The sequence below is a fragment of the Chitinophaga sp. CC14 genome (assembly GCF_048957795.1).
Taxonomy (GTDB): domain Bacteria; phylum Bacteroidota; class Bacteroidia; order Chitinophagales; family Chitinophagaceae; genus Chitinophaga; species Chitinophaga ginsengisegetis.
In genome coordinates, this window is the sequence record NZ_JARBFY010000005.1 from 1,288,535 (window position 1) to 1,302,801 (window position 14,267).

Annotated in this window: 7 protein-coding genes; all 7 read right to left on the reverse strand. The window is 41.3% G+C overall.

What is annotated here, in order from left to right:
- Window positions 1-364 precede the first annotated feature (364 nt).
- A complete protein-coding gene (locus tag PV783_RS24825; RefSeq protein WP_420989980.1) occupies window positions 365-694 on the reverse strand; it encodes a hypothetical protein in 330 nt (109 codons plus the stop codon).
- A complete protein-coding gene (locus tag PV783_RS24830) occupies window positions 633-4,997 on the reverse strand; it encodes a DUF6443 domain-containing protein (protein WP_420989981.1) in 4,365 nt (1,454 codons plus the stop codon). Before PV783_RS24830 ends, PV783_RS24825 begins: the two co-directional genes overlap by 62 nt.
- 52 nt (window positions 4,998-5,049) lie before the next feature.
- Window positions 5,050-9,132 (reverse strand): DUF5977 domain-containing protein, encoded by a 4,083-nt coding sequence (locus PV783_RS24835; RefSeq protein ID WP_420989982.1) that lies wholly within the window; start codon window positions 9,130-9,132, stop codon window positions 5,050-5,052.
- 45 nt (window positions 9,133-9,177) lie between these two features.
- Window positions 9,178-10,398, reverse strand: coding sequence for a hypothetical protein (locus PV783_RS24840; RefSeq protein ID WP_420989983.1), 1,221 nt, complete (start codon window positions 10,396-10,398; stop codon window positions 9,178-9,180).
- Window positions 10,399-11,385: 987 nt separating this feature from the next.
- Window positions 11,386-11,727, reverse strand: coding sequence for a hypothetical protein (locus PV783_RS24845; protein WP_420989984.1), 342 nt, complete (start codon window positions 11,725-11,727; stop codon window positions 11,386-11,388).
- A gap of 343 nt (window positions 11,728-12,070) precedes the next feature.
- Window positions 12,071-12,943, reverse strand: coding sequence for a hypothetical protein (locus PV783_RS24850; RefSeq protein WP_420989985.1), 873 nt, complete (start codon window positions 12,941-12,943; stop codon window positions 12,071-12,073).
- A gap of 774 nt (window positions 12,944-13,717) precedes the next feature.
- Window positions 13,718-13,984, reverse strand: a complete 267-nt coding sequence (locus PV783_RS24855; RefSeq protein ID WP_420989986.1) for a hypothetical protein — start codon at window positions 13,982-13,984, stop codon at window positions 13,718-13,720.
- Between the last annotated feature and the right edge of the window lie 283 nt (window positions 13,985-14,267).

A 14,267-nucleotide genomic window follows, 5' to 3' on the forward strand; every position in this document is an offset into this window, starting at 1 on the left:
CAAAGCATGTTCCATCTACCCGTCAATTTCAATTATTTCGTAGGGGTCGTGGAGCATTTTATAAGTTAATCATAAAAAATGTAGTCAAATCCCCTTGTCCGGAACATAACTAAATCCCCAGATTCTTTCGGGCCTTAGTTATATTCCGTATCTATTGTTAAGTGCTTCGCTATTGAATATTAATAAATATTATTTCTGACATTCAACATCTCGAATTAAATTCTAGCTTTTCTATTTATTCACAATATTCATATCAACCACTTCAGGCTATCCCAGCATAAATACTACCTATACACTGATAGACAAGAAAGATATGAAAGATGTTACCATCCAAACTCAATCTAATAAAATAGCCCTTTTCTTTCTATTTGTTTAGAAACTTCTCGTAATCATCTTCATCTTTTAAAGCTTGAGGTAAGAATTCCTTTGCGGTTTCAAGAATATACTCCCATTCATAAATATCCAATAAAATATCTATTTGTGAGGCATAAAATTTAAAGGACAATTCTTTTTTTTCTGAAATTGATACTTCCAGAAATGGAATGTCATCATTTTTTTTAAAGATTTCTAAGTAAGGATATTCTGAATTAATATCTCCCACTTTCTCAATGCGAATGTTTTTCATATATTTATTATCTAAGTCCTCTAAATCCAATAAAAGTTCCATCCAACCCCCAACTTGCTGCGTTTCCATTACGAAAAGTAAAGGTAACCCAACCATTAGGATATCGGCCTCCCGCCCCAGTAGTTTTTGCACCATTACGCAAGATATTTTTTATGGTGGACGAAGCCAGGTTGTTTATGGCTTCGGGGGTCCTATATACCTTCATCAGTGCTTCTGTGGATTCAAACCCAAAGTATTCAGGATGTTTAGTTACTGCACGACCTGCATTAGTAAACCTCCCGCCCTTAAACGGTGAAATGGCATTTTTAAAACCCCTTATTGCATTAAATCCGCCCTCAGCTCCATTTAAGGTCACTCCAGCAATAGCAGATGACGCCAGTCCTTCCAACCCCATAGTTGCAACTGTTATTACAACAGGTTCCACGTAATCAGTAACAAATATAAGTGAATTATGCGCTTGGTCCATTCCTCTGCGCCAAGCAGCCCCAGTAGTACTCGGGTCCTCATAATGCCGCACTGCAAAGCCATTCTTTACCTCGATTTGTTGGCTTTGTTGTAAATCTATTTGGGCCTGGATATCATATGATCTTTGCAAAGACTGAAGCTTTTGCAGCTCATACGCTTGTCGTAACTGTTGTTGTCTTGCCGCATAAGCACCAATTTGATTGAATCCATTTGTAGTGAAATTTCTTATTCCCCCCTCTGTTGCCTGTGTTGCACCTCTTTTAACCGACTGCCCAACGATTGTAAATATGGTGTTGTATCCATAGCCAATGCTTCCTCCAAAATTGCCCACAACAGGATCGCCGGGGATATCTCCGAACGGATCGGCAAAACTGACCGGGTTATTGAAATTGCTATTATAAGGGCTAATACCAGGGTACTTCTGCGCAACCGGGTCCATCTGGTTCCACCTGCCAATTTGTGGGTCCAATGTACGGAAGTAAGCATCATATTGGTTTAGGCCAATTTCATCTGTTTGCTCTATTCCATTATAGTTGAAGTTATTCTTTAGATATGGATTTTTCAGAGCTTTGGAACTGATTCCCGCCATAGTCAGACCAAAAGGATAATAGTGCGTTTCCTCTAACAAGGGTCCCGGATTGTGATTAACCACGATGTTGTCAAAGTACACATCTTGAATGCTTTCGTTAGTAGTATAGACATAGAGAAAGCCAGTCTTTTTCATTACCATCAGGCTTGTTGCGAGTGTCTGCAACTGATCTGGACTTCCTTGTACCTGCCTGACACCGCTGTTTTCATCGACCATGTTCATTTGGTCATCGAATAGGACGTATGCCAGGTAAGCCTTCGGCAGAGTAGCCACATTTTGTGAAGGGTCTTTATCCCGAACAGCCTGGTAGTTGGCGGAGGTGAAGTTTGAAACGATAGGAGAACCAGAACCCGTGCCGTTACCGTGAGTACCATCGGTAGGTCCACTACCGGTGGCAAAAGCCTGTAACAATGCGGCCAGCATGTTGGCTACCGTAGTACTGGAGGTACTTGCGGCCGCCGATTTATAAAATGCCTTGCTACCGAGTTGGATGGTGTCACCTGACATGACACGCAGTACCAGTGAAGGCCCTATTTTCTGAGAACCGGCAGAGGCGTTCAATTTGGCTACATAGTCGTTCGGGTTAGTAGTCGCATCAACAGGGTAACCTACAGGTTTGGCAGTTCTGCAAATATTAATATTGGCAAATAATGCGTTCTCCTTTGCAGAGAGGGCTGTTTCCATAGTTGCTGCATAAGTGGCCTTGCCTGATTGTTCAGTAAGCACCATGCGGGTGTTTCCAATGTGGTCGGTAATAAAATAATCATACACATACGCAGGAGGTTGTCCGATTGCGTATAAAATTCTTATCCGACCCTCATCATGGTCAAACGATACCAGACTATCGTTCTGATAAACAAACCCATCGATGTAATCTGTAGTGGTAACAGAACCAGTTCCGGTAAAATCAGTTACTTTCTTCCGTAGTTTATTTCCGGAAGCATCATAAGTATATGCGATATAACCTTTACCCAGGACTGTCAGGCTATCTGGTATATTGAGATAGAGATTAGGTTTGATGGACAATAACCGATTCATATCCGTTGTGAGGTTACCAGCTGCGTCGTAAACATAGTCCTGCGTTTCATTGTTATTGATCTCCTTAAAATCGCCCAGTTTACTCTGTGGATCATTTTGCCGGTCGGTAACAAAATACAGTTGGTTACTATTGGGCAGATAAGCGTATTTAAGGCTGTCAACCACAGTTATGCTCAGTCCTTTCATCCCTTTTTGAAGCATGCCACCAATGTTGCCGTTGGCATCATAACTGAGGTTCTTCAGGCTGAAATCGACTTTATCAAAAGTCCAGTTTGTACTTCCCTGATTTTGTTGGGAGAAGTCGGCTGCTAAGAGGCGGCCAGATTTATCATAACTGTAACCACTGGCCCTAGCGATACCATCACCCCTGCTTTTCCATTTAGTCCCGGCGATAGCGCCGTTAAACTGGCTGGTGCTAAATCCGTAATCATAGGCCAGCTCTTCCCCAAACCAGCTGGCGGAACTATTGGGCGTATTGACAAAAGTTTTATTGATACCTTTTAAGCTTCCGTTAACCGTGTAATCATAGGTAAGTGTCTCTTTGGGTACATTATTGACCACACCTAATTTCCTTGTTCTGAGGTTGCCAATTTCATCATAGGTGTAGCTGCCGACGGCTCTCTTGGTAACGGGAAGATCGTTTAGCTGTGTACTTACTTCTATCATCCGTCCACCCGCATCATAAGTGGCATTTGTGAGGACCCGCGTCTCTGGTGTTACCGTACTATGGGGATTGATCTGTCGTGTGTAAGTACTCAGTATCTTCCCGTTAAAGTCATATAAATTGGTAGTGGTTTGTTTTCCGCCGTAGATGTTATCTGCAATTGTTTGAAAAGGCCTTCCTTTATCATTATAATAAATGGTGGTAGTGAGCCATTGAGCTGTACCCAATATCCGTGTTCGTAAACCAGTTAGCTTCCCCATCACGCGATGACTGATACCAGTATTGGGATCATCATAAACGTTCGTCCCTTTTTGCGGAGCCGTAAAATCAGTAGTTAAAGCCTGCTGTACACCGGGGAAAGAATAATTATCGTCGTAGTACTGAAAAGTCAGATCTATGAGGCTGGCGGCAGGGATAAAAGGGAAAGTACCGGGCGTGGTGCCATTTACCGAAGTTTGAAGAGCTTCTCTTGTTGTAGAAGCTGCGTATGCAGCCGTTCTGACAGATCTATCCAGATTATCATAAAAATTAACAAGCCATTGTCCTTTACTCTTTAGGCCCCCGTCACGTATCAGTACCGGCCTGTCGCGGGTGTCATAAACAACTTCCGTGGAATCAACACCTGGGAGTTTGGTTACAATTAACCTGCCTCTTGCATCGTATCTGTAAACGGTGCATAAGCTGGAAAGTACATTAGTAATCGCCCAGCTTGGGATGATCTTATCGACTGCAAGCGGCGGAATAACATACCTCAATTTTTTTAGCTCATCATATACAAAGTAGGTACATAGCCATCCGGCATGTGCAGTTGCAGTACCTATGCCCACCTGTGATTTTCTGAGGATAAGCTTTCCTTCCTTGTCGTAATATTCGACGTATTGAACACCGTTTTCATCAATAGACACTGATTTGCCCAATTGCCCCGCATCATAAGCTTTTAGTGTTCTGGGCACGCCAGGCACCAGGTCCCAAACCCGAACAGAGTCAGAGACTGTATTCACAAAAGGATACTGCTGGCTGGCCTTCTTCCCTCCTTCATTCGCCCAACTATTGCCGGGACTAAAACTTTTGATCACTGGGGAGGAAGGAGTTTCATTATAGATCTGTTGGCCATAAAAAATATTCTCTCCGGCCCCAGAGGGATTTAAAGCAGGATCTTGTAAAAAAGTCCGCTGACTGGTAAAAGGAGTGCTTTTAAATTTACCGTCACTGGTATTGCCTGTGGTCTGGACATACGGCAGGTATGTCAACGGCTGCCGGCCATAGGCATCAAAGATCTGAGGGCTAACCAAATCCTTTCCGGATGTACTACTTCCTTTTAATACCGTTTGAAAGCTACGGTTTATACCATCTGTATAAGTAGTCGTTTGCCTTATTTCCTGAACAGTCCGGGCTGTCCCGGTCACATTAACAACATCAGTGGTCGGCATATTCGGCTCCCAGGTCCTGACATAGTTGATCACAGGATTTTGGTATGCTGCAAGAACTGGTAGCGGAGTAGCCGTAGGCGGAGTGGTTCCTGATGGTATCACCGGAACTTGTGCTGCAAGGTCAAAGGAGATGTTGCAACAGATGTATAAAAGAGAGATGATAATCCTAAGTCTTGAAAATTTCATATAATTGGAAATTAACTGAGTTTAAATTCGGGTATCAGTAAAAATGCAATGACTAATCACAGGGTTCTTCCCCCGTGTAAGTCTTTGGCCCATAAGTTCCGTCAGGAAATTTGTACCGGTAGCCAACTTTGCATTTGAAAGGATTTCCGGGGATGGGTTCACTAAAACTTTCCATTACTCCCGTCACGCAGGCACCATTGATAACTTTCTTATCTACACCTGTGCAAAGGCATTGCACAGTTTGATTGATGTAGTTTTGTCCGTTCACCCGCATATCTTCCTGCGCCATAACATTTACAGTTAAAGAATCATCCGCAGTATATTTTCCAGCAGCAACAGTATATGTTCCCGTTCCTGGCGTAAATCCTGAACCACATCCCTGTTTAGTAAAAGTCTGGGAAAGGGCGGTATTGGAATAGGTCTTTCCACCGCATGTCTCTGGCTGCCCGTAGTAATTATAACAGATGCGTTTCAGGATATTGTTGTACTGATCGCGCACGATACTCAACCTCCCCAGGTAGTCATATTCATTGAAAACCGTATTTCCGTTGGCATCGGTCTGAGAGGTCAACCCAACCAACGGGTCATAGGTATAAGTAGAAATTCCTGCATCTACAGGATATACCCTTACTTCATCAATCGCGTCCCCATCAGAAAGCACTATACCGTTGGTATAAGGTTTAGCATTGTAAATCCATTTTCCGGCAGAATAATACCGATAATCTACCCTGTAACCGCGGGAATTGGGCATCGTAAAGGAAACTGTATAATCCCCCTCCTTGCAACCACGTCCTGCATATGGCGCGATGGCTCCAGTATAACTACCGGTTTCAAAACCCTCATAAGCAAATTCGGAACCCACAGAAATCACAGGGTCGGTAAAATAAGTGTAGGTAAAATTGCAATTCTCTAATACACTGGCAGATCTGGTGCCGGTAAGGGTATATGTTCCGGCTGGTAACGAGGCGAAGAATACATTTTTCGGGGTGTAGGTTTTAATGGTATTGAACAGATCATCTATTCTGCCGGATCGGACCACGTTGCACAATGAGCCATTATAAGAAACTGTCGGACTGCCTCCTGTAAGCGTATAATTCAATAACAGCGAAGTCTCAAAGCTTGAAGGATCAAGTTGAAGGTATACACTGCCAGGCTGTGAGAGGGTAAATGTTGCCGTTTTGGGATTGTTATCGGTAAGCACCAATTGGGTATTAACAACAGCTCCCCCTGCTCCGGTTTTCTCTTTGTGCGCGGCATGAGCATTGGTTAATTCAGCAGTGATTTTTTGTTGTCCATTACCAAAGGCATCTCCATATCCCCACTGAAACCCGAACTCCGTATTGCCAGCACCTGATGTATGGACAATATGTCCGAGATCATCATAACTCATGACCTGTTGTTTTTTAATAAGGACAGGAGTTCGGTTAAGTATTGCAGGATTAAAGGCTCCAGCCGTAGCAGCACTTACAGGCGCGTCTGACTCCAGGGTGTGAATTTGTTCCACCTTGATATCAGAAGACTGGTTGAATTTATATTCAGAGATACTGGAATTCAGCAATTTCTGACTGCCTGTATTCAGCTGCCACGTTTCAGAGGCAACAGGAAGTGATATACTATTCGCATCTTTAAGGGCTTTAAGCACCGGAAAAGCAGTGCCCGTGTAATCCTGGGGATAGTAGGTCCGGGTTTGTATGGTATCCCCAATACTATTTACCATACTGACCTTTGCGGGTAATAAATTAGTAGGATTATAAATAAAACTGGTCAGGGTCTGTGAGAAATTGCCAATACTGTCATAGGATTTATCTGTAATGGACAGCAACTCTGTACGACCATACAAGGGTTGATAAGTTTCGCTGTAAAATTCTATTGCTGAAGTGTATCCGTTGTAAACAGATTCCGGGCACAACAGCGTTTTTTTTGTCTTCCAGGCGATATTGCTGTTCCCTGCTACTGTGGTTGGCGGGGCATAAGTATAAACCTTTTCTGAAATGACTTTATTGGATTTTGATATTTCCTGTTCCTTTTTCACAAGACCATATACCCAGGGGAGGCATCTGGATTTTTGGGAATAAGGCTGACTTAGCGTAGGTACAGCAAGTGGAAAGTCATCGGGGGATGTAAATTCATATACCATTTTTCCAATATTACTTGCTGAAGTACCTTCCAATACCTCCACCCGTTTATAAAGGTGAGGAAGTTGATTGAATTTAGAATTATGTGTGCTGATCTGCTGGGTATTTGTGGCCAGAATTATCTTTGTGCTAGGAGCTGGTGTAAAAATATCAAAGACAATAGCAATTACTAAGTTCATAGCAAATTGCTGAATGACCATGCTGCCTAAACCTGCAATACCACCACCTACCAGGGCATCACCTATAAATGGGATTGCCGAAAATACGGCTGATTGGGCAGAGCTATAAACCATGTTGGCTGATTTATAGCCATATTGGGATGGCGGGATAACCATTTGGGCATTTGACACTTCTGTATATATCGGCACCTCATATCCCCATCCGGAAGAAGTACCTTCCGCATTTAAGTACTTATACTCTTTCACTATCTTTTTGGTGGTATCCACCATATCATACATAGTGGTCCTGCTCACCCTGATCCCACCAGATAAAACAGAGGCATTATTGTAAAAAGCAGTGTTATTCTCATATTCATACTGCAATTTTCCGCCGGTCGGAAACTGAATTGTTTTCAAGGCGCCAAGCATACCTTTCCCGTCAACATCTACTGCTCTATGAGGTAGCTGATAGTTAGCAAGCAGCTTAATACTGGCACTTGCCTGATCAGCTGTTGAATAGTCCTGTTCTATTGCATTTGCGTTAGCAAAGCCCCAGTGATCCGGGCATTGCAGATTTCTTCCGGGCATGCTTTTGAAACCTACTTTATTGTAATAGGAGAAAACATAAGGAGCATCAGGTATATTGAATTTTCCAGTTTTCCGTACATCCTTCAAACAAAGTCTTGCGTACTTCAGGTCGGCAGGCGCAAACGTATAATTAAATGGCCTTGTAGTATCCTTAAAAAAATATTCATAACCAAACTGATATCCGGAAATGATTTCCGTATCCTTTTTTACTACAATTTGCTTCAGGGCTTTCTCACCCGGCAGATCCAACATATCATTATCATTATACAAAAAGCTCACTTTGATCTGATTATCAGGGAATGATATCTCCGTCAGTCTTTTCCTGGTTCCTGAAAAACGGGGCATAATACTCTGTGCTGCTGTAGTGGTTGTGCCATCTGCAAGACTCGATGTAAAAACGCCTTCATAGCCAATCAGATAATCTAATTGGTAAGCTGAATAGGTCAGGCTAATAGATTTTCCATTAAACGGATCTTTGATTTGGGTTAGGTACCAGACGTTTTTTACGGAATAATCACTCACCTGATAATTGGGAATGGTGACCTTATTTATATTATTACTAGTTGATAAGGTTGTTGCTCTCTTGCTGATGAGCAGGTTACTAAGTTCTGCTTCATAAAAGACATATTGCACGCCGGTTTCATCGGTGATAATGAAACCTCCAATCGTGGTAATGACCTTATCTTCCCCTGGTCCTCTGGATTCAATTTTCTCAATCTTCAGTTTTGAATTGTCCATAGGAAGTACAGCACCATTGTCTGAAATCATGAACCTACCAGTCCTGCCCCCAAACTCAAATTCAAAAATATCCTGCTGAAAATCCCTCAGCACTTCAAAATCGGGCTGATAAATATTTTCATTTTCAGTTCTGGACACCAGTGGAATAAACCCTGCCCTTTTAGAAATCGGGTCTAACCAGCCCGGATCGGGAGTCAGTGTACCTTCTCCATATCTGATACCATCATAGGTTCCGGAAACCTGATCATCAGGCTCTCCGATTGTGCGCCGCACAATCGTTCCTCCGGCCATCAGGTCCCAGCCCAATCCTACTTTGGTGGGTATTTGGTTAACCTTTATTCCGCCCCCTCCGGTATAATTGAGTGCAATGTTAAAGTTGAGGCGATTGCCATCACTATAGTTGAACAATGGCAGGGAATAGCTGGCCCTTCCAGTTGGCAAGTCTATCTGGGCGGTAGCACCTAATGAAACAAACAAACTTAAAAACAGGAGAATGGGATAACATCTGTAATTCATGGTAATTATGATTTGGTATAATTAGGTAATCAAATTTCAATTTTTCTAAAAATTATACCCCAACCTTACTTTAACAGGGTCTGTTCTGGGAATATGCTGGTTATACAAAAAGTCAAAAAGGACCATCATATTGCCTTTCAGCTTAGTATTGATCTTGTACTTTTTACTGATACCAATCAACCCGCTTTGGGTCCACTTCTGCCCTACTCCTTCCGGCACACCGGCGTAATCCGGCTGATAATTCTGTTCATAGCCGCCATTCAAAAAGAAGGTGCCTTTCAGCTTCCAGTCGACAAAAGAGCGGATGCCCATGCCCTGACCAGAGAAACGGATGTTGTCAAATCCGGTGCCCATGCCGAGTTTGTAAGAAAGTCCGATACCGGCGCTTCCGTTTTTATGAAACTTATAGGCGGCTTGCCCGGCAAGGTCACTGGTGGTTGGGAAGAACCGGTTGCTGCGCTGGAACTGGATATTGCTGCCAAACTCCAATCGTTGCATGAAGCTTTTGGTTTTCATTTCCTTTGGTTTGAAGTCCGGTATTTCCTCGGCATTATCCAGATCGGGGAATTTGCTTTTCAGCTGGTCGAACCTGCTGCGGGCTTCAGCCATGTGCTGACTAATGGCGGCGCCGGCATTGGGGCCACTACCGATACGCTGCTGGATCAGCTGTTCCACCTGGTTGCGTGTTTGCAATCCTTCGAGACTTTGCACACTGGCGGCACCTCCCTGTATATTAAACAGGCCGGCGATCTGGGAATGTGTCTGCATGAAGTCATTGAAAGCAGGGATCTTCTTCATTACTTCCATCGCTTTTTGCTCTGCCTTCTTCCGATCTTTAAAAACTTCTTTATACGCTTTCAGCTGCTCGGCATAGTAATAAGCTTCCTTGTTTAATTTTTGCAGGTCTTTGGTAAAGCTGGTATACTGACTTAACTGTTCTTTCAGCAACTGTTTACGCTGCCGGATGTAAGCCTTGATCTGTTCGGCCTGCAGAAGTTTCTTCTTCAAGTTATCGACAGAGGTCAATGAGCCGTTTAACTTACTGGTCATGCCCTTTGCCTGCTGGAGCAAACCTGTAGAACCTTTCAAAAAAGAAAGGGTGTTGTCCAGGCTATCCAGATAGGCGTCGCCAGATCCGGTTATGACGCCGGAGTACTTGCCTAATTTACCGCTCAGGCGGGATTTCAGTTTAGCGAGGGAATCTATGGAATGCGTAAAAAGGTTATCAGCTTTCAGGGAATCAATACCTGCGAGTTTTCTTTTCATGCGGATCTCCTCTTTTTGCAGTCGTGTTAATGTCTTCTCCGATTTCTGGCTGACCAGGCGCTCCAAGCGGTCCGATTTTCGTGTGACCTGGGAAAAGAATGCCCCGTGTATGTCAGTAGAGTCCTTAATGCCAGCATGCTGGGAAAATCCAAAGACCGAACAGGTAAGCAATACCATCAAGAGGCAAAGTGTTTTCATACAATATTTTGAAAGGTATAGTACAACGTTATTTTGCTTGCGATCATAGTAAAGGTGGTTATGAAACATAGATACAGTAGGTATTCCAATAAAATCCTGTATATTCCTTCAGGTATGGGCATACTTCTCCCCTTCAGGCAGCAAATATCTACCACAGTTAAGCGCAGCAAAAATCCTCTACGAGAAAATTCAAAGGTTATAAAAACCAAATAAACTACTTCTAGTACAGCATCATAGCCTGATTCTGCAATCCTTCAGTTGAATACTTATGTGCATCCGGCTTTGGCCGGCGAAAGAAAAAATGATACAATCATCTGGGTAAACATAAATCGGTTAAACAAAAAATGCTTCTTTAAACCTTATTGCTAACAGCAGGACAATTCATAGAAATCACATTATATAGGCGACAAACATTTCACAGACATAGAGCATCAATCACAATCAATCAGGCATGGAATAACACCCTGAAGGTCCTATAAATGCAACAAACAATCACATACAGCATGCAAATTAAAATACAAATCCATAAGTTTTACTGTCTTTATAAAAATGCGTAGTTCTACGGTTGACATGAGTAGAAATACGTATTGATCGGTATGCAAACAATGATACTAGCAATACCATACAAAGATGAGGGGAGACCACGCAATGGATTTGCGTAAGGTAAAGAAGAGCATTACTTATTACTACGATAAAAGCCTAGAGCACCGAAAAAAAACATTGAGGCCGAAATATATATAATTACAAGGTACTCACCGCGTTCTTTAGGGTCAATAGCTTGCTTTATATCTACCTCCTCAGTGCCAAGTATTTATAAGTTACAGAATGGTGATAGTTCTGAATTTCGTGCACTGAAAAGAAGGTGGCGCGTTCAGGGTCACTTGTTACGATAACATACTTACCGGAAATTATCGATTCGCCCCCTTCGTGAATCCAATTACCTTCTTTATACTCATATCCCATTTCATTCATTCGCTCTTTGGTTAGGGGAACCGGCAAAATATCAATTTCGTGATAGTGGGGGAACTGGATTTCTTCAATTCCAACAAAGTCCTCTGATCTATAAACAATGATCTCGCCATTTGTTGTCATGACGATATTTCCAGGCTTATACTTTGAGAAACTATTCATGGGGTTATATTTTTTCAAAAAAGAGTATAATCAGTTTTGGCAAAAAAACACATCATTATGCTATAACAAGGCAAAAAAGCCGGTTTTGGAGCTTTTTTACCACGGTTTATAAAAATTCAATACATTGGTAAACACAAGTACCAAAATGATAATCACTGAAATAGCAATGAAAATGAAGTCAGTATCAATTGCTTTATAATGCCTATAATTTTTATGAAAAAATTTAATTCTTCCTAGTGTAAAATTTAATGCATAAAAACAAATCAGCACCGACAAGGCAAATGTTGATAATACTGAGATTGAATTAAGCAAATCTTTCATAATATAATTTAAGAAATTATCCTTATTTAGGCAAATCTTTATTTCTTGCAGCCTGCTTCATTACTTTGTTGAAATTATCAGAGTCGTGAATGCCAAGGCTATCAATCGATGCCTGAATCAACTTATCCTGCACCTGTCTATCATGACGAGAATCCAAAAAATCAGATATACTTTTTATTAAGGCAGGTAAACCATCAGTCTTTAACTTGACTTTCCCGTTCTCATATCCACCACCACATAAAAATAATAACCCTGCAGCAATAACTAACGAATTCTTACAGATAGACTTAAAGTTAACTTTGCCTGGTGAATTTAAATACGTCTTCACCTGAACGGAGCCAACGTCAACGGTTATATTATTTTCTTTTGCGTACTCCTCTACTAACAACATCAGATTATATCCAAATCCAAAAAGTTCAATTGCTCCAATATCATTCTGACTAGTGACATCCAGGACTAAATTAACCTCATCATTTAATATATAAAAGTCTCTCAGTGTTCTCTCTATTAGCTCGGCATAATTACTTATATTACTGATGGCTTGGTGAGCTTGCAGCATTTTAAATAAATAAGGGTCCATATCAGCCCGACGGACAGTTTTAACCCAATTAACGTTCTTTCTTTTTCTGTAAGGACAACCTGAAATTGAAAGCGCATGTTCTGATAATTCTGGAATCAAATCAGAAGATACAACACCAAATGTCAGCATACGCGAATTTTCGGAAGGAATAATGATTAGGTCTCCTCTTTTTAACTCATACATAAACCTAATGATCTGGTTTGTTGTCAAACCTGGAGTTTTGTCGTCGGGGTAAAACTCTATTACTTTTGCTTTTAAGGATTCAAAAAACGCAATTGCATTACCAGCACTCGCACGTTTTAAGTCATGCAACAAACCAAGAGATATATCCTCATGCTCGATGGCTATAAATCCGTGTTGCTTAAATGCTTCATAGTACTTCCCTGATTGTGTTCTGATTAACCAGTAATTACTATTCTTTGAGACTACTTCAATATTTGATATTAAAGCACTGATTTCTTATTCTACATTTATCATATTATAATAAAATATTACTCTTTAAACAGATCGATGGAGCGATTGAAATGAGGCCGATGAATAAAATAAGACAAATTTCTGCAGCTCATCATTCAGTTTCCTTAAGCGGCTATCTTCCACCCATTTCTTTGATCGATTAACTTGATGGATGAGTGTCGCACTTAACTTGTCCATATTGTTCGTTCAATATTTCTGTCAGGCGAATCACGATTCGATTATTTGCCATACTCTGCATCTTGTCAGAAAAACCGAAAACTGCTCAATATGAGATTCATTTTCTTTAATAGGAATAAACCTTGGCATATGCAATTGAAATTATTTGGAAATGAAAGCTGTTTTAATTCAATCGCGTCTAACATCTGATCTTCAGAAACACCGAATAGCTCAGTTAATCCAGACGTTGGAACGAGGTGAGTAGGGGCATCGTTCAAGCAGCTTAAAATTGCATCCTTTAGTTCATGCTCTGTCATATACGCGAATTAATCTTAGACGTCGACTTCCTTTGTCGGGATCATAGTCTTGTGGTTCTGCCTTTTGAATTTCGCTGGCCGGGGCCTCTTCTTAAAAACAAAATGATATACATTCTGTCCTCCAGTGGTTATTGGAAAAGCATTAAACAATTTCCACCCTTCCGAGCCCATATAATTTAGGGTATCCGACAACCGAGTTAAATTTCTTTGCCTTGCCAGACATTTCATCTTTAATAACGTCCAAACCCTTCCAGAATGATGACTTTTGTGCAAAGTCATCAGCAAGACTAACTTTTCGAGAGAACAATTTTCCTTGTGCAATTAGCTCACAATAGGTATCCTTTGTCTGGGAGCGGGAAACAAAAGGGAAGAGCAAAAAAAGAGATACTAAAATTTTTACTATGGGCATTTTATCGTTTTTTTATAATATGTAAAAAGTAACAGGGATTACTAAAGTCCAAGTACAAAAAAAGGATCTTGTTTTTTGGAGGGATTGCCAAAAGTTACTTCAATAAAATTTCCGCTGTACGGTTGTACTAACAAGATTTTCTCCATAATAGCCTTGGATTTGTGCAGGCTTCAATAGGGTAGGTTAAAACTTTTGAGGGCTTAAATATAGTAAAATATTTTAAATAAAAGCAGATCAGAGCAGAAACTACAATCGAGTCCGGATTTATTTAATTACTCAGGTT